We start from the raw sequence: 15,820 nt of genomic DNA on the forward strand, positions 1-15,820 counted from the left end.
CAGGACCGCTGCCAGGATGGCGGGTGTCAGGGGGAACCCGTTCTCCTGGAGGAAGAAGCCGACCAGTCCGATGCCCAGGAGCAGCAACAGGCTGAACAGGCTGAAGGTCAGCGCGTAGGCGCCCAGAAAGGTGAAGGCGAGCACCCCTGCGTAGAGCAGCGGCGGCGGGACGCGCAGCAGCTGGACGAAGATCCTGACCATGGGCAGGTTGAGAACCAGCAGCATGGCGTTGCCGACCAGCATCGAGGCGATGATCGTCCACACGAGGTCGGGGGAGCGGTCGAACAGCTGGGGTCCGGGCTGGAGCCCGTACATCTGGAAGACGTAGAGCAGGAGTGCGGTGGTCGCCGACCCGGGGATGGCCAGGGCCAGCATCGGGACCATGGCGCCCCCGACCCCGGCGTTGTTGGCGCTCTCCGGTCCTGCGACGCCCTCGATCGCGCCCTTGCCGAAGTGGCGCCGCCGGTCCGGCGAGGCGACCCGCTTCTCCACGGCGTACGACGAGAACGCCCCGAGGGTCGGGCCGAGGCCGGGGAGGAGCCCGGCGATGAACCCGATCACCGACCCGCGCGCGTACGGCCCGGCAGAGCGGCGGATGTCCTCCCCGGACATCCAGGCCCGCTGGGTCCTGAGCATGTCCGGAGGTGTCCGGCGTCGCGTGGCCAGGTGGCGCAACGCCTCCGGCACGGCGAAGAGGGCCATGGCGATGATCGCGATGTTGATGCCGTCCGAGAGCTCCAGGGAGCCCAGGGTCCACCGCTCCACGTTGTCCTGCGGGTCGAGGCCGATGATGCCCAGCACCATGCCGAACAGGACGGCGACCATCGCCTTGATCCGGGAGCCGGTCATGAGGGTGCTGGTGAGCAGGAGGGCACCGAGCAGGAGGACCGCGTACTCGGTGGCCCCGAAGGCCGTCGAGACCTCCACCAGGACGGGGGAGAGGAAGACCAGGCCGATCACGGCGATGGTTCCCCCGAGGTCGACCTTGGCCGGGGTAGGGATGGGTGCCCGCTCGAGCTGGAGGCCGTCCCGGGGGCCGACCTCCTGCACCGTCACCTCGTCGGGGAGGGGGAAGGGGAGGCCACCTGTCCCCACCGTGTACGCCTGGGCCTGCTCGAAGGAGGAGGTCATCAGATGACCCCCGCTGCGCGCAGCTCGGCCAGGTCCTCCGTGGAGTACCCGAGGTCACGGAGGACCGCGTCGGTGTGCTCGCCCAGCCGGGGTCCGGCCGTCCGGACTTCACCGGGGTGGCGCTCGAACTTGGGCACCACCCCGGGAAGGCGCATGTCGCCCAGCTCGGGGTGCTCCACCGAGACCAGCATGTCCCGGGCCGCGTAGTGCTCGTCCGCGAAGATGTCCGCGACGGTGTAGACGGCGCTGGCCGGGACGGCGTGCTCGTCGAGACGGGCGGCGACCTCGTCACGGGTGTGCCGGCGCGTCCAGGCGGAGAGGATCTCGTTGACCTCGTCGCGCCGGGCGAGCCGTTCCCGGTTGGTGCTGTACCGGGAGTCGGTGAGCATGTCCTCGCGGTCGATCGCCCGGGCGAGGCGGGCGAAGGTCCGCTCGGTGCTGGTGACGATCACCATCCACTGGCCGTCCCGGGTCTCGTAGATCCCGGCCGGGGACGACGCGGCCAGCTCGTTGCCCGTCCGCTCCCGGACCTGGCCGAGGATGTCGTACTCGGCGACGACGACCTCCAGCATGCGGAACATGGACTCGTAGAGGGCCACGTCGACATCGTCGGGTTCCCCACCTGCGACCTTCAGCTGGTAGAGCGCGGCCAGGGCGCCGATGGCGCCGTACATGCCGGCCAGGTAGTCCACCAGGGAGATGGAGGGCAGGACGGGGGGTCGGTCGGGGTATCCGGAGATGTGGGCGAACCCGCTGTAGGCGGTGGCCGGGGTCCCGAAGCCGGCCTTCGGCGCGAGGGGGCCGTCCTGCCCGAAGCCGCTCACGTGGACGGCGATGAGGTCCGGGTTGGCCTGTCGCAGGCGCTCCATCGGGATCCCCCACCGGCCCAGGGTCCCCGGCCGGAAGTTCTGCACCAGGACGTCGTGCTCGGCGACGAGCTTCAGGAGGACCTCCTGTCCACGGGGGGTCCGGAGGTCCAGGGTGACGGACCTCTTGTTCCGGGCCGAGGCCGCCCAGGTGAGCGAGGTGTCCTCGTGGAAGGGGCCGAGGGAGCGCAGGGGGTCTCCCGTGCCGGGCATCTCCACCTTGAGGACGGTGGCCCCGAGGTCGCCGAGGAGGGCGGCGGTGAAGGGGCCGGCGAAGACCGTGGCGACATCCAGGACCCGCAGGCCGGCGAGGGGGCCCTTCGGGGTGGGTGGGCGTGACATGTCTCTCCATTCTCCACAATGTGGACTACAGGTCCGGAATATGGAGAGAGTAGTGATGTGCGTCACCGACCACAAGGGTCTGGAGGAGATCAGGTGCTCTGAGTGGCGTCGGCCCCCACCACCAGGTGGGGGCCGACGCCACTCAGAGCACCGGTGGGTCCCGGTCAGATGGGGAAGGTGCCGCCCAGGTCCCCGGTGGTGGCGCGGGCTGCTGCGAGGACCCCGGTGATCGCGGTCTCCAGGTGCTCGGCCTCCTCGAAGCGGGTGAGCGTCCCGCTGACCGTGAGTGCCGCCACCACCTCGCCGGAGTCGTCCAGGACGGGGGCGGACGCCGCGGCCAGCTCGGCCTCCCGCTCGCCCAGACCCACCGCATAGCCTCGGGCGCGGACCTCCCGGAGCTGCTGGGTGAAGCGCTCCTCGTCGAAGGGGTCGCCGGCCTCCTCCGCGCTACGGCGCACCAGGTCCACGGCATCCGGCCGCCAGGCCAGCAGGGACCGGCTCGAAGAGCCCTTGTGGAGGGGCAGGTGCACGCCGACCTGTGCGGCGGAACGGACCGGCCGCGTGCTCTCCTCGAGGTGCACCGGGACCCGGTCGGAGCTCACCAGCACCTGCAGCTCGACGGTCTCGTTGATCTGGTTACGCAGATCCACCATGTGGGGTCGAGCCGCCCTCAGAGCCTCCTGGCCCACCGTCACCAGCCCCCCGAGGTGCAGGAGGGCCGGGCCCAGGGAGTACCCGTGGCCCGTGGGGGTCACCAGACCGTGGGCGGCCATCGCCTTCATGAGCCGGTACGCGGTGGGCGTCGTCATGCCCGTGATCCGTGCGGCGGTCGGCGGGTCCAGGGTCTCGGTGCGCTCGTCGTAGGCGTTGAGGATGGCCATGACCTTGTCCAGGACGCCGACGTCGGTGCTCGTCATGGAGGTCATGATGCCCGAGTGTGCCGGCCCTGCAGGGGAGGTCGCCCACCGGGTCCGTGGCTCCACCTCGGTCGTGGCCCTCGGGGGTGGGGTGCACCGGGTGCCGGCGCCGGGTGGGAGAATCCGCCCGTGCCCCAGCTCCCCGACGGTGACCCCGCCCCGAGCGACGGTGCCCTGCCCGGTGCTGCCCTGAGCCGCCTGTCCGAGGGCACCTTCTCCCTCTACCTCCACGTGCCCTACTGCTCGGTGCGGTGCGGGTACTGCGACTTCAACACGTACACGCTCACCGAGCTGGGGGACGCCACCGGCGCCTCGCTGGCCACCTGGGTGGATGCGGTGGAGGTCGAGCTGGACCTCGCCCGCCGCGTGCTCACCGCCGACGGGCGGGCCGCCCCCGTGGTGGACACGGTCTTCGTCGGGGGTGGGACGCCCTCCCTGCTCGGTGCCACGGACCTGGGGCGGGCGCTGGCCGCCGTCCGCGAGCGCTTCGCCGTGGCCCCGGACCTGGAGGTCACCAGCGAGGCGAATCCCGACCAGGTCGACGCCGCCTTCGCGCGGCAGCTGGCCGCCGCCGGATACACCCGGCTCTCGGTGGGGATGCAGTCCGCGGTGCCGCACGTCTTGGCCACCCTGGACCGGACGCACCGCCCCGAGAACGTCGAGCGGGCGGTCTCCGCGGCCCGGGCGGCGGGGCTCGCGGTGTCGGTGGACCTCATCCACGGCACGCCGGGGGAGAGCGTCGAGGACTGGCGCACGAGCCTGGAGGCGGCGATCGCGCTGGCCCCGGACCACGTCTCGGCCTATGCCCTGACCGTCGAGGAGGGCACCGCTCTGCACCGCCGTGTCGTCCGGGGCGAGCTGCCCACTCCCGACGAGGACGACCAGGCCACCAAGTACGAGCTGGCCGACGAGCTGCTCGGCGCAGCGGGCTACGCCTGGTACGAGCTGTCCAACTGGGCCCGGACCGAGCGGGGTCGCTGCCGCCACAACGAGCACTACTGGGACGGCGGGCACTGGTGGGGTGTCGGCCCCGGCGCGCACAGCCACGTCGGGGGGGTGCGCTTCTGGAACGTCAAGCACCCCCGGGCCTGGGCCGACCGACTGGGGGGCGGGGACTCCCCGGCGGCCGGGCGTGAGCTCCTCACCGCCGAGCAGGTCACCGAGGAGCGCGTCATGCTCGGGATCCGCCGCCGGGAGGGCCTGTCGGTCGAGGCCGTCCCCCGGTCCGGCCGGTCGGCGGTGGCGCCGCTCATCGCCGACGGCCTCCTGGACGGACAAGCCGCCCTCGCCGGGCAGCTGGTGCTGACGCAGCGAGGGCGGCTCCTGGCCGACCTGGTGACCTTCCGCCTGCTGGGGCTCTGAGCGGGGCCAGCGGGTCGGGGTGCCCGGCGGGTGGTTCCGGTTCAGCCGTTGAGGGCGGCCTGCATCTTCTGCATGACCTCCGACTCGGCCGGGGCGACGCCCTTCGAGGCGTTCGCGGTGGCCTCCATGGCCTCGGTCATCACGGCGCGGAAGGCCTCGAGGTCGGTCGGGTTGGCCTGCAGGATCTGCGTGGCCTCACGCAGCTCCTCGAGGATCGCCTGCTCCCGCTCGGCGGCGTCGCTGGCCTGCGGCGGGGTGGGGAAGCCGCCGTCCTGGAGGATCTCGCGGATCGACTCCGGTGCCTTGGCCAGCACCTGCGAGCCGGCCCAGCTCTCCTTGAGGGCGGCCAGGAGCCCGGGGTCGGCCGCGGTCACCAAGGCGATCGCCCCCATGGCGGCGGTCTTGACGGTCTTCTTCTGCTCGTCGGTGTACGGGGTGGGCGTGGCGTTCTGCATCTCGGTCATGGCCCCATCGTGCGCACAGATCGGGGCGCCCCACCAGCGGTGGGGCGCCCCGAGGCGCTGGGTGTGATCATGCCCTCACACGGGGCACCGTGCTCAGCGCAAGACGGGAATCTGCAGGGGGTACTCGTAGGCCTCACCGTTCGATGCCCTGATGGTCGCGTGGATGGTGCACCAGAGGTACACGATGCCGATCACCAACCAGCCCGGGATCGCGATGAGGAGACCCAGTCCGAGGGTGAGGAAGGCAAGGATGAAGAGTGCCCAGAAGGCGATCGAGACGGTCAGGTTGAAGTTGAACGACCCTGCAGCGGCTCGGCGGACGAAGGCGCTCTTGTCCTTGTAGAAGAGCCAGATGAGCAGGGGGCCGAGGAAGCCGCCGAAGCTCACCGACACGATGTTGGCGATCACCGAGGACAGGTGCGCCAGGATCGCCATGGTCCGGTCGGTGTCCGAGGCCTGGTGGCCGAACCCGCCGGCCGGGTACTGACCGGGGAACTGCGGACCGCCCGGGGCGTACCCGCCGGGCTGGCCGTGGGGCTGCTGCCCGGCGTCCGGGGTCGTCGAACCGTAGGGGCTCGAGCCGTGCGAGGTCGAGCCGTGGGGGAGGGACCCGGGTCCCTGGGGGTGCGGGTCCTGGCCGGGGGGCGGAGGAGGCGTCGTCATGGCTCCATCGTGCCCTGTCCCGGGGTGCGGACGCGTCCACCCTGCGGCGGGTTGTGGACCACCGGTGGGCGCCTCAGCCCAGCGGGAGGTCACCGACGGTCACGAAGTCGATGAGCTCCTCGACCCGCCCCAGCAGCTCCGGCTCGAGGTGGGTGTAGTCGTCCACGCTCGCGAGGATGCGCTGCCATCCGCGGGCCACGTCGGCCTGGCTGCTGTGCGGCCACCCCAGGTGCGCCAGGATCCCGTGCTTCCAGGACTGCCCCTTGGGGATCACCGGCCACTGCTCCAGCCCGAGGCGCTCCGGACGCACCGACTGCCACACGTCGACGTAGGGGTGGCCGACGATCCGCACGTGCCGGGCGTAGCGGGGGGTGCGGCGCGCCTCCTCGACGACCCGCCACTCCTTGGTGCCGGGCACGAGGTGGTCCACGAGCACCCCCATCCGCCGGTCCGCGGTCGGCCGGAAGTCCTCGATGACGCCGCGCAGGTCGTCCACCCCGTCGAGCATCTCCACGACGACGCCCTCCACGCGCAGGTCGTCGCCCCACACCTTCTCGACGAGCTCGGCGTCGTGCTTGCCCTCGACGAAGATGCGCGAGCCGACCGCCACCCGGGCGGGGGCGGCCTCGACCGCCCTCGAGCCCGAGGCGGTGCGCTCGGGGCGCCGCGGTGCCGGGTCGGCCTTCGGGGCCACGAGGCGCACCGGCTGCCCGTCCATCCAGAAGCCACCCCCGAGCGGGAAGGCACGGACCTTTCCCTGCGCGTCCTCCAGGTGGACGACGTGCTTCCCGCCGGCCTTCTCCACGGCCACCACGGCACCGACCCAGCCGGTGGCCACGTCCTCGACCACGAGATCCCGGACGGCCTCCACCTCCCGGCTCCGGCCGCGGGGCGGGCGCTTCCAGTCACCGGCGAGGACGTCGTTGCCATACCTGTCGTGCATGCGTGCAGGGTACGCGGCAGGGTCGCTAGACTTGGCACTTGGAGCCAGAGAGTGCCAGCACGCTCCCCGCAGAGCGTCCGCATCCTGCCGGCCCAGCAGTGCCGACTCGACCTGGGGAAGGAGCCCGATGTCCACCGACCGCCGCCTCCGGGTCCTGCGTGCCATCGTCGAGGACCACGTCCGCACCAGCGAGCCGGTGGGTTCCCGCGCCCTGCTCGAGCGGCACGGGCTGGGCGTCTCGGCCGCCACGGTGCGCAACGACATGGCCCAGCTCGAGGCCGAGGGTCTCATCCAGGCCCCCCACACCTCCGCCGGCCGGGTGCCCACCGACGCCGGCTACCGCCGCTTCGTCGACTCCATCGACGAGGTGCGCTCCCTGCGCCCCGCCGAGCGGCGCGCGATCAAGGACTTCCTCGCCGACCCGACCGACCTGGACGACGTGGTCGAGCGCACCGTCCGGCTCCTGGCCATGCTCACCCGGCAGGTGGCGGTCGTCCAGTACCCCTCCCTGACCCGCAGCGTGCTCCAGCACGTCGAGCTCGTCCCGATGGGGGAGCGGCTCATGATCGTGCTCATCACCGACACGGGCCGGGTCGAGCAGCGACTGGTGGACCTGCCCGAGGGCACCGACGCCGAGGACATCCGGGGGCTGCGCGACCTGGTGAACGGTGCTGCCAGCGGTCGCACCTTCACCGAGGTGCACACCGCCCTGGAGGCGCTGCGCGCCGACCGTCCCGGTGAGCACCTGCTGGGCGTGGTGTGCACGGTCGTCGAGTCCACCCTGACCGAGGAGCGGGAGGAACGCGTGGCGCTGGCCGGCACCTCGAGCCTGGTGCGGCACACGACCGACTTCGGGCCGGCCCTCGAGGAGGTCGTCCAGGCGCTGGAGGAACACGTGGTGCTCCTCCGGTTGTTGCAGCACACGCAGCCCGGCGAGGGGCTGCTCCTCGAACCCTCGGTCGCCGTCACCATCGGCACCGAGAACGACCACTCGGGCCTCACCACGGCCTCGGTGGTGAGCACCACCTACGGTGCGGACGGCGTGGGCGCCCTGGGCGTCCTCGGTCCGACGCGCATGGACTACCCGGGCACGATGGGAGCGGTCCGCGCCGTGGCGAGCTATCTCTCCGAGGTGCTCGACAACCGCTGACCCCACCGGTCCGCAGGGCGTCCGCGCCCACCCGCACAGCCCAGAACCGTCCCCGACCCGGGCACCGCAGCAGCGGTGCGGAGAGCTGATGAACGACTACTACGAGATCCTCGGTGTGTCCCGCGACGCGAGCGCGGAGGACATCAAGCGCGCCTACCGGCGCAAGGCCCGCCAGCTGCACCCCGACGTCGCCCCCGGCCGGGAGGACGAGTTCAAGCAGGTCGGCCAGGCCTACGACGTGCTGGGCGACCCGGCGAAGAAGGCGGCCTACGACCGTGGCTCGGACCCCTACGCCGACCCGACCGCCGGCTTCGGCGGAGCCGGCGGTGCGTTCACCTTCTCCGACATCATGGACGCCTTCTTCGGCGGCCAGGGCGGGGCCCCGGGGCCCCGCAGCCGCCAGCAGCCGGGGCAGGACGCCCTCGTCCGGCTCGACGTGCCGCTGCGGACCGCGGTCTTCGGCAACACCGAGGACCTCACCGTCGAGACGGCCGTGCTGTGCACCACCTGCCAGGGCGACGGCTGCGCCGAGGGTTCGGGCACCCGCACCTGCGACGTCTGCCAGGGCGTCGGGCACGTGCAGCAGGTGCAGCGCTCCTTCCTCGGCCAGGTCATGACCACCCGTCCGTGCTCGGCCTGCCAGGGGGTGGGTGAGACGATCATCGAGCCCTGTGTGGACTGCCACGGCGACGGACGGGTGCGCGAGCGCCGCACGCTCAAGGTGAAGGTCCCCGCCGGCGTGGACACCGGCACCCGCATCCAGCTGGCCGGCCAGGGCGAGGTCGGCCCCGGGGGCGGCCCCGCCGGCAGCCTGTACGTGGAGATCCACGTGGAGCCCGACTCCACCTTCGTCCGCGAGGGCGACGACCTGCACTGCTCGGTCGAGCTGCCGATGACCGCGGCGGCGCTGGGCACCACCGCCACGGTCGAGACCTTCGACGGGCCCGAGCAGGTCGAGATCCCCGCCGGCACCCAGCACGGCGAGGTCTTCACCCTCCGCGCCCAGGGCGTCGGGCACCTGCGCCGCGAGGGCCGTGGTGACCTGCACGTCCACGCCGACGTGCGCACCCCCACCCGGCTGGACGGCCGCCAGCGCGAGCTGCTCCAGGAGCTGGCCTCCCTCCGCAGCGAGGACGGGGCCACCGGCACCATCACCTCGATGGACGACCACCGCGGCTCCTTCTTCGGCCGCCTCCGCGACGCGTTCTCGGGGCGCTGATGACCCTCCCGCTCTTCCTGGCGGAGGGGGACCTCCCCGGCACCGGGCACCGGATGACCCTGGCCGGGGACGAGGGCCGGCATGCCGCCACCGTCCAACGCCTGGCGGTGGGGGAGGAGCTCCTCGTGGCGGACGGCGCCGGGCGCGCCGTCCGCGGGGAGGTCGTGGCCACCGCGAAGTCCTCGCTGGAGCTGGAGGTGCTCGAGACGCTCGCCGAGGAGGCGCCCACACCCCGCTTCGAGCTGGTGCAGGCGCTGGCCAAGGCGGGGCGGGCCGAGCAGTCGCTGGAGACCTCTGTCGAGCTCGGGGTGGACGTGGTCGTGCCCTGGCAGGCCGATCGCAGCATCTCCCGCTGGGCCGGGCCGAAGGCGGAGAAGGGGCGGGCCAAGTGGCAGCACGTGGTGCGCGCGGCCACCAAGCAGGCCCGCCGCTTCCGCGAGGCCCCGGTCGAGGAGCTCGTGACCAGCCCCGGCCTCGTCGAGCGGGTCCGGGCGGGGGCCGAGCGAGGCGAGCTGACCCTCGTCCTCCACGAGGTCGCCACCGACCCCCTGCTGCAGGTGGTCGAGCGGACGGGGGCTGCCGAGGCGTCGCTGGTCCGGCTGGTCATCGGACCCGAGGGCGGCATCAGCCCCGAGGAGATCGACGCCCTCGTCGCGGCCGGTGGGCACCCGGTCGTGCTCGGCCCCCACGTGCTCCGGACCTCCACCGCCGGTCCGGCCGCGCTGGCGGTCCTCGGCGCCCTGACCCGTTGGTGAGCCGGCGTCAGTAGGGTGAGCGGCATGAGTGCACCCCAGACCCAGGACGACTGCCTGTTCTGCCAGATCGTGACCGGGAGCATCCCGAACGACACCGTGGTCGAGACCGAGCGCGTGCTGGCCTTCCGCGACATCCAGCCGCAGGCGCCCACCCACGTGCTCGTCATCCCCAAGGACCACCACGCCACCCTGGCGGCGGTCGCGGTGGACGACCCGCAGCTGGCCTCCGAGCTGCTGGCGGTCGTGCCGCAGGTGGCGTCCGCCGAGGGGCTGGAGGTGGACGGCTACCGCGTCGTGGCGAACACCGGCACGCACGGGCAGCAGACCGTCCACCACGTGCACCTGCACGTCCTGGGCGGTCGCCAGCTGCAGTGGCCGCCCGGCTGACCGTCCGGGTGGGGTGGCCGGCCCCTCGGCCCTCTCGGCGTCGGGGGGCCCGACTAGACTGGACGGAACATGACCGAGCCTTCTCAGCCGACCACGCCGGGCCCGACCCAGGACGGGACCCGGTCCACCATCACCCTTCCCGAGGGGGTGTCGATGGTGGACCTCTGGGGGCCGCACGACCAGCTCCTGCGCACCGTCGAGCGCGCCTTCCCGGAGCTGGACCTGCTCGCCCGCGGCAACGAGGTGCACCTGACCGGCCCGGTGCACGAGGTCTCGCTCGCCGAGCGGCTGATCGGTGAGCTGCTCACCATGGTCCAGGGGGGACACCGCCTGACCACCGACGCCGTGGAGCGCTCCGTGGGCATGCTCCGGGCCCGGACCGCCGAGCGGCCCGCCGACGTCCTCACGAAGAACATCATCAGCAACCGCGGCCGGACCATCCGCCCGAAGACGCTGGGGCAGAAGCAGTACGTCGACGCGATCGACGAGAACACGGTCGTGTTCGGGATCGGGCCGGCCGGCACCGGCAAGACCTATCTCGCCATGGCCAAGGCCGTGGCCGCCCTGCAGGCCAAGGAGGTCAGCCGCATCATCCTGACCCGCCCGGCCGTCGAGGCGGGGGAGCGGCTGGGCTTCCTGCCGGGCTCGCTCAACGAGAAGATCGATCCCTACCTGCGGCCGCTCTACGACGCCCTGCACGACATGGTGGACCCCGACTCCATCCCCCGCCTCATGGCCTCCGGGACCATCGAGGTCGCCCCGCTGGCGTACATGCGCGGGCGCACCCTCAACGACGCCTTCATCATCCTCGACGAGGCGCAGAACACCTCGGCCGAGCAGATGAAGATGTTCCTCACCCGCCTCGGCTTCGGCTCGAAGATGGTGGTCACCGGGGACACCACGCAGGTGGACCTGCCCGGCGGCACCGTCTCCGGCCTGCGCGTGGTGCAGGAGATCCTCCACGAGGTCGACGACGTGCACTTCGCGCAGCTCTCGGCGGTCGACGTGGTCCGGCACCGCCTGGTCTCCCGGATCGTCGAGGCCTATGGCGACTGGGACGCCCGGACCAACCGCCCGGGGGCGCCCGGCGGCACCCGCGGGGTGTCCCGGTGACCGTCGAGGTCCTCGTCGAGGACGACCCGCGCTGCGAGGTCGAGGAGCTCGTCGCCGCCGCCGAGCACGCGCTGCGGGCGATGCACGTGCACCCGCAGGCCGAGCTCTGCCTGCGGATCGTGGACCCGGCGGCGATCGAGGTGCTCCACGAGGAGTGGATGGACCTGGCCGGCCCCACCGACGTCATGAGCTTCCCGATGGACGAGCTGCGCCCGGGGACCCCGGAGCGCCCCACCGAGCCCGGTGTCCTCGGCGACATCGTGCTCTGCCCGGCGGTGGCCGCCCAGCAGGCCGAGCGGCTCGGGCACCCGGTGCTCGACGAGATGCTCGTGCTCACGGTCCACGGCGTGCTCCACCTGCTGGGCTACGACCACGCCGAGCCGGACGAGGAGCGCGAGATGTTCACCCTGCAGCGCGACATCCTCGCCGACCACCTGGCCACGCTCGGGCGGACCACCACGGCCGCGCCCGCGCCGGGCTCGCGGGGGGCCCGCGGGTGATCGTCTGGCTCCTCGCCACGGCCGCGGTGGCCGTGGTCCTCACCCACCTGTTCACGATGGGGGAGACGGCCCTGCAGCGGGTCTCCCGCCGCCACGCCGAGACCCTCCTCCAGGAGGGCCGCAAGGGGTCCGACGCCCTGGTCCGCGTCCTCGACGACGTCGCCTGGCACATGTCGAGCATCACCCTCCTGCGGGTGCTCGGGGAGAACGTCGTGGCCGTCCTGCTCGCGCTGGCCGTGGTGGAGTGGGCCGACTCGGTCTGGGCCGCCCTGCTCGTGGCGATCCTCGGGGCGACGCTCATCTCCTACGTCCTGCTGGGGGTCTCCCCGCGCACCCTCGGCCGTCAGCACTCGGTGCCGATCGCGCTCCGCGCCGCGCCCTGGGTGGTGCGGGCCCGGCAGCTCCTCGGGCCGCTGGCCCAGGGACTGATCCTGCTGGGCAACGTGCTCACCCCGGGCAAGGGCTTCCGGCACGGCCCCTTCGAGAACGAGGCCGAGTTCCGGGACATGGTCGACCTCGCCGGTGAGAGCTCGGTCATCGAGGCCGACGAGCGGGAGATGATCCAGTCGATCTTCGACCTCGACGACACCACCGCCCGCCGGGTCATGGTGCCGCGCACCGACATGGTCGTCATCGAGGAGCACAAGCAGCTGCGCAAGGTGATGAACCTGTGCCTGCGCTCCGGCTTCTCCCGGATCCCCGTGGTGGGCGAGGGCGGCACGGACGACATCCTCGGCGTGGCCCACCTCAAGGACGTGGCGCGCCGGATGAACTCCTCCGACCCGGCCCGCGACGAGGTGACGGTGGCCGACGTGATGCGTCCGGCGACCTTCGTCCCGGACTCCAAGCCGCTGGGCGACCTCCTCCGGGACATGCAGGTCACCCAGACCCACCTGGTCGTCATCATCGACGAGTACGGCGGGACCGCCGGCCTGCTGACCATCGAGGACATCCTCGAGGAGATCGTCGGGGAGATCCACGACGAGTACGACCGCGAGCACGTCGAGTCCACCCAGCTGGAGGACGGCACCTGGCGGGTGGAGGCGTCGATGGACGTGCACGACCTGGCCGACATGTTCGACCTGAGCTTCGCCGACTCGGTGACCGAGGACGTGGAGACCGTCGGGGGACTGCTCGCCAAGCTGGTCGACCGGGTGCCGATCGTGGGCTCCACCGGTGAGGTCGCCGGCCTGCGGCTCACCGCCGAGCGGCTCTCCGGGCGCCGGCACCGCGTGTCCACGGTCATCGTGGAGTGGATCGGTGCGGCGAGCCGTGAGCCGGACGAGCCGGAGGTGGTGGACGATGGGTTCGTCGAGGGCGCGCCGGCCCACCCGCCGGTGCTCGAGCCCCTCGACGCCGACGACGGCCTCGACGACATCCGCCCGGTGGACTCCGGGGCGACGCCCCTGGGGGCGTTCGACGCCCAGGATCCGACCGGCCCCAGCCCGCACCGCCAGGAGGACAGATGACCATCGCACCGGGTTTCGCCGAGGACTACCGGGCCGGCTTCGTGTGCTTCGTCGGCCGCCCCAACGCGGGCAAGTCCACGCTGACGAACGCGCTGGTGGGCGAGAAGATCGCCATCACCTCCAGCAAGCCGCAGACCACCCGCCACCCGGTGCGCGGGATCCTCTCCGACGAGCACGCCCAGCTCGTCGTGGTCGACACCCCCGGTCTGCACAAGCCCCGGACCCTGCTCGGCGAGCGGCTCAACGACACCGTCCGCGAGACCCTGCTCGACGTGGACGTGGTGGCCTTCTGCCTGCCGGCCGACCAGCGGCCCGGGCCCGGCGACCAGTTCATCGCCCGCGAGCTCGACGAGCTGCGCCGGGCCCGCCGCACCCCGGTGATCGCGGTGGCCACCAAGGCCGACCTGGTCAGCCGCGACCAGCTCGCCGAGCACCTCATCGCCATCGACCAGCTGGGGGACTTCGACGAGATCGTGCCGGTCTCGGCCAAGGACGGGATGCAGCTGGACGTGGTGCGCCGCCTCATCACCGAGCGGCTGCCGCTGTCCCCGCCCCTGTACCCCGACGACGTGCTGACCGACGAGCCGACCGAGGTCATGGTGGCCGAGCTGGTGCGCGAGGCCGCGCTGGAGGGGGTGCGCGACGAGATGCCGCACAGCCTGGCCGTGGTGGTGGAGGAGATGCTGCCGCGCGAGGACCGGCCGGCCGACAAGCCCCTCCTGGACGTGCGCGTGAACGTCTTCGTGGAGCGCCCGAGCCAGAAGGCGATCATCATCGGCAAGGGAGGCTCGCGCCTGCGCGAGGTGGGGACGACGGCCCGCCGCGGCATCGAGGAGTACCTCGGCCAGCGCGTCCACCTCGACCTGCACGTCAAGGTGGCCAAGGACTGGCAGCGCGACCCCAAGCAGCTGCAGCGCCTCGGTTTCTGAGGCCCGATGCCGCTCTACCGTGACGCGGCCGTGGTGCTGCGCACCCACCCCCTGGGGGAGGCCGACCGGATCATCACCCTGCTGGGGCACCAGCGGGGGAAGGTCCGTGCCGTGGCCAAGGGGGTGCGGCGCACGAAGTCGCGCTTCGGGGCGCGCCTCGAGCCGGCGATGGTCGTGGACGTCCAGTGCTACGAGGGGCGGAGCCTGGACACGATCACGCAGGCGGAGTCCCTGGCCAGCTATGGGGAGCCCATCGCGCGCGACTACTCCCGGTGGGTGTGTGCCCAGGTGATGTGCGAGACCGCCGAGAGCCTGCTCGACGAGGGGGAGGCCAACCCGGCCCAGTTCCGGCTGCTCGTGGGCGCGCTCTCGGCGTTGGCCCAGCCGGTGTGGCCGGCCGACCTGCTGCTGGCCGGCTACCTGTCCCGGGCCCTGTCCATCGCGGGCTGGCCGCTGGTGACCTCCGAGTGCGCGGTCTGCGGGGCCGGCGGTCCGCACCGGGCGGTCCACGTGGCCTCCGGGGGGACCGTCTGCCCGTCCTGCCGTCGTGCCGGTGCCACCGCCCCGCACCCGGAGTCGATCGCCCTGCTCGACGACCTGGTCCGCAACGACTGGGGGAGCGTGCGGGCGGCCCTCGGTCTGCCGTCCGCGCCCGCCCGCCGGCGGGAGGTCCAAGAGATCGTCCTGGCGCACCTCCAGTGGCACACCGAGCGGCAGGTCCGATCCGTCCGCCAGCTCGACCTGGACGACCTGCTGGCCACCGACCCGACCACCTCCCACCCCCACCCGACCCCCTCGGGGAGCACCACAGGAGCCACGGCATGACCGCCCGCTACGACGACCCCTTCCCGCACCCCTCGGGAGCCCGGCCCCCGCAGCTCGCGGCGGCCGAGCTGCCGCAGCACGTGGCCGTCGTGATGGACGGCAACGGGCGCTGGGCGAACGAGCGCGGGCTGCCGCGCACCGCCGGGCACGAGGCCGGGGAGGGGGCGCTGCTCGACGTGGTGGCCGGGGCGATCGAGGCCGGGGTGCCGCACCTCTCGGCCTATGCCTTCTCCACCGAGAACTGGCGGCGTTCCCCCGAGGAGGTGCGCTTCCTCATGGGCTTCAACCGGACCGTCATCCGCCGCCGCCGCGACCAGCTCCACGCCTGGGGTGTGCGGATGCGCTGGGTGGGCCGTCGGCCCCGGCTGTGGCGGGGGGTCATCAAGGAGCTCGAGGCCGCCGAGGAGATGACCCGCAGCAACGACCGGCTCACCCTCTACTTCTGCGTCAACTACGGCGGCCGGGCCGAGCTGGTCGACGCGATGCGGGGGATCGCCCGCGAGGTGCAGGCCGGCCGCCTCACCCCGGACGGGATCAGCACGGCGACCGTGGCCCGTCACCTCTACGCCCCGGAGATGCCGGACGTGGACCTCTTCCTGCGCTCCTCCGGCGAGCACCGCACGAGCAACTTCCTGCTCTGGCAGAGCGCGTACGCCGAGATGGACTTCCCGGAGACGCTGTGGCCGGACTTCGACCGCCGCCACCTGTGGGCCGCGCTGGAGCGCTACGCCGGGCGGGACCGCCGCTTCGGCGGCGCGGTGGACGCCCCGGTCAGCAGCGCCTGA

At 72.6% G+C, this 15,820-nt stretch carries 16 protein-coding genes and 1 pseudogene; 11 read left to right on the forward strand and 6 right to left on the reverse strand.

Features of this window, described 5'->3' with window-relative positions:
• Positions 1-24 precede the first annotated feature (24 nt).
• From CFT82_RS12115 to CFT82_RS09055, 3 genes and pseudogenes are all read right to left on the reverse strand, one after another.
• A pseudogene (locus CFT82_RS12115) lies at positions 25-1,131 on the reverse strand (tripartite tricarboxylate transporter permease); the annotation flags it as partial.
• Positions 1,131-2,339 carry a CaiB/BaiF CoA transferase family protein gene (locus CFT82_RS09050; protein WP_088818730.1) on the reverse strand — a complete coding sequence of 403 codons (1,209 nt, stop codon included), beginning with the start codon at positions 2,337-2,339 and terminating at the stop codon, positions 1,131-1,133. The pseudogene CFT82_RS12115 and the gene CFT82_RS09050, both read right to left, overlap by 1 nt.
• A 164-nt stretch (positions 2,340-2,503) precedes the next feature.
• Positions 2,504-3,265, reverse strand: coding sequence for an IclR family transcriptional regulator (locus CFT82_RS09055; protein ID WP_088818732.1), 762 nt, complete (start codon positions 3,263-3,265; stop codon positions 2,504-2,506).
• A 120-nt stretch (positions 3,266-3,385) separates the two neighbouring features.
• On the opposite strand from CFT82_RS09055, the gene hemW reads away from it, so the two are divergent.
• A complete protein-coding gene (hemW, locus tag CFT82_RS09060) occupies positions 3,386-4,618 on the forward strand; it encodes a radical SAM family heme chaperone HemW (RefSeq protein ID WP_088818734.1) in 1,233 nt (410 codons plus the stop codon).
• Positions 4,619-4,659: 41 nt separating this feature from the next.
• Here hemW and CFT82_RS09065 read toward each other — a convergent pair whose 3' ends face one another.
• The 3 genes from CFT82_RS09065 to CFT82_RS09075 all read right to left on the reverse strand — a co-directional run bounded on the left by CFT82_RS09065 (position 4,660) and on the right by CFT82_RS09075 (position 6,688).
• Entirely contained in the window at positions 4,660-5,082 is a 423-nt protein-coding gene (locus CFT82_RS09065) for a hypothetical protein (protein ID WP_088818735.1), read from the reverse strand.
• Positions 5,083-5,175: 93 nt separating this feature from the next.
• Positions 5,176-5,745, reverse strand: a complete 570-nt coding sequence (locus tag CFT82_RS12120; protein ID WP_234994378.1) for a DUF4870 domain-containing protein — start codon at positions 5,743-5,745, stop codon at positions 5,176-5,178.
• Positions 5,746-5,818: 73 nt separating this feature from the next.
• On the reverse strand, positions 5,819-6,688 hold the full coding sequence (locus CFT82_RS09075; protein WP_088818736.1) for a DUF3097 domain-containing protein: 870 nt from the start codon (positions 6,686-6,688) through the stop codon (positions 5,819-5,821).
• A gap of 127 nt (positions 6,689-6,815) precedes the next feature.
• Here CFT82_RS09075 and hrcA point away from each other — a divergent pair, with 127 nt between their 5' ends.
• The 10 genes from hrcA (at position 6,816) to CFT82_RS09125 (ending at position 15,820) form a co-directional block, all read left to right on the forward strand.
• On the forward strand, positions 6,816-7,838 hold the full coding sequence (gene hrcA, locus CFT82_RS09080) for a heat-inducible transcriptional repressor HrcA (protein ID WP_088818737.1): 1,023 nt from the start codon (positions 6,816-6,818) through the stop codon (positions 7,836-7,838).
• Positions 7,839-7,926: 88 nt separating this feature from the next.
• Positions 7,927-9,057, forward strand: a complete 1,131-nt coding sequence (gene dnaJ / locus CFT82_RS09085) for a molecular chaperone DnaJ (protein WP_088818739.1) — start codon at positions 7,927-7,929, stop codon at positions 9,055-9,057.
• Complete coding sequence (locus tag CFT82_RS09090) at positions 9,057-9,812, forward strand: 16S rRNA (uracil(1498)-N(3))-methyltransferase (protein ID WP_088818741.1); 756 nt, start codon at positions 9,057-9,059, stop codon at positions 9,810-9,812. Before dnaJ ends, CFT82_RS09090 begins: the two co-directional genes overlap by 1 nt.
• 24 nt (positions 9,813-9,836) lie before the next feature.
• Complete coding sequence (locus CFT82_RS09095) at positions 9,837-10,199, forward strand: histidine triad nucleotide-binding protein (RefSeq protein WP_088818743.1); 363 nt, start codon at positions 9,837-9,839, stop codon at positions 10,197-10,199.
• A 69-nt stretch (positions 10,200-10,268) separates the two neighbouring features.
• On the forward strand, positions 10,269-11,312 hold the full coding sequence (locus CFT82_RS09100; protein ID WP_088818744.1) for a PhoH family protein: 1,044 nt from the start codon (positions 10,269-10,271) through the stop codon (positions 11,310-11,312).
• Entirely contained in the window at positions 11,309-11,812 is a 504-nt protein-coding gene (gene ybeY / locus CFT82_RS09105; protein ID WP_088818745.1) for an rRNA maturation RNase YbeY, read from the forward strand. Before CFT82_RS09100 ends, ybeY begins: the two co-directional genes overlap by 4 nt.
• Positions 11,809-13,281 carry a hemolysin family protein gene (locus CFT82_RS09110; RefSeq protein WP_088818747.1) on the forward strand — a complete coding sequence of 491 codons (1,473 nt, stop codon included), beginning with the start codon at positions 11,809-11,811 and terminating at the stop codon, positions 13,279-13,281. Before ybeY ends, CFT82_RS09110 begins: the two co-directional genes overlap by 4 nt.
• A complete protein-coding gene (gene era / locus CFT82_RS09115; protein WP_088818749.1) occupies positions 13,278-14,210 on the forward strand; it encodes a GTPase Era in 933 nt (310 codons plus the stop codon). The genes CFT82_RS09110 and era overlap by 4 nt, the downstream gene beginning before the upstream one ends.
• Positions 14,211-14,216: 6 nt before the next feature.
• Positions 14,217-15,035: a DNA repair protein RecO gene (gene recO, locus CFT82_RS09120; protein WP_088818750.1), complete on the forward strand. Its 819-nt coding sequence runs from the start codon at positions 14,217-14,219 to the stop codon at positions 15,033-15,035.
• A complete protein-coding gene (locus CFT82_RS09125) occupies positions 15,032-15,820 on the forward strand; it encodes an isoprenyl transferase (protein ID WP_088818752.1) in 789 nt (262 codons plus the stop codon). Before recO ends, CFT82_RS09125 begins: the two co-directional genes overlap by 4 nt.

Source organism: Kytococcus aerolatus (assembly GCF_900187395.1).
GTDB lineage: Bacteria > Actinomycetota > Actinomycetes > Actinomycetales > Dermatophilaceae > Kytococcus > Kytococcus aerolatus.

Coding starts and splice junctions, on each gene's coding strand:
- dnaJ (WP_088818739.1), top strand. CDS start 7,927: ATGAACGACTACTACGAGATCCTCGGTGTGTCCCGCGACGCGAGCGCG.
- hrcA (WP_088818737.1), top strand. CDS start 6,816: ATGTCCACCGACCGCCGCCTCCGGGTCCTGCGTGCCATCGTCGAGGAC.
- CFT82_RS09065 (WP_088818735.1), bottom strand. CDS start 5,082: ATGACCGAGATGCAGAACGCCACGCCCACCCCGTACACCGACGAGCAG.
- CFT82_RS09075 (WP_088818736.1), bottom strand. CDS start 6,688: ATGCACGACAGGTATGGCAACGACGTCCTCGCCGGTGACTGGAAGCGC.
- CFT82_RS09095 (WP_088818743.1), top strand. CDS start 9,837: ATGAGTGCACCCCAGACCCAGGACGACTGCCTGTTCTGCCAGATCGTG.
- recO (WP_088818750.1), top strand. CDS start 14,217: ATGCCGCTCTACCGTGACGCGGCCGTGGTGCTGCGCACCCACCCCCTG.
- CFT82_RS12120 (WP_234994378.1), bottom strand. CDS start 5,745: ATGACGACGCCTCCTCCGCCCCCCGGCCAGGACCCGCACCCCCAGGGA.
- CFT82_RS09100 (WP_088818744.1), top strand. CDS start 10,269: ATGACCGAGCCTTCTCAGCCGACCACGCCGGGCCCGACCCAGGACGGG.
- CFT82_RS09055 (WP_088818732.1), bottom strand. CDS start 3,265: ATGACCTCCATGACGAGCACCGACGTCGGCGTCCTGGACAAGGTCATG.
- era (WP_088818749.1), top strand. CDS start 13,278: ATGACCATCGCACCGGGTTTCGCCGAGGACTACCGGGCCGGCTTCGTG.
- CFT82_RS09050 (WP_088818730.1), bottom strand. CDS start 2,339: ATGTCACGCCCACCCACCCCGAAGGGCCCCCTCGCCGGCCTGCGGGTC.
- CFT82_RS09090 (WP_088818741.1), top strand. CDS start 9,057: ATGACCCTCCCGCTCTTCCTGGCGGAGGGGGACCTCCCCGGCACCGGG.
- CFT82_RS09125 (WP_088818752.1), top strand. CDS start 15,032: ATGACCGCCCGCTACGACGACCCCTTCCCGCACCCCTCGGGAGCCCGG.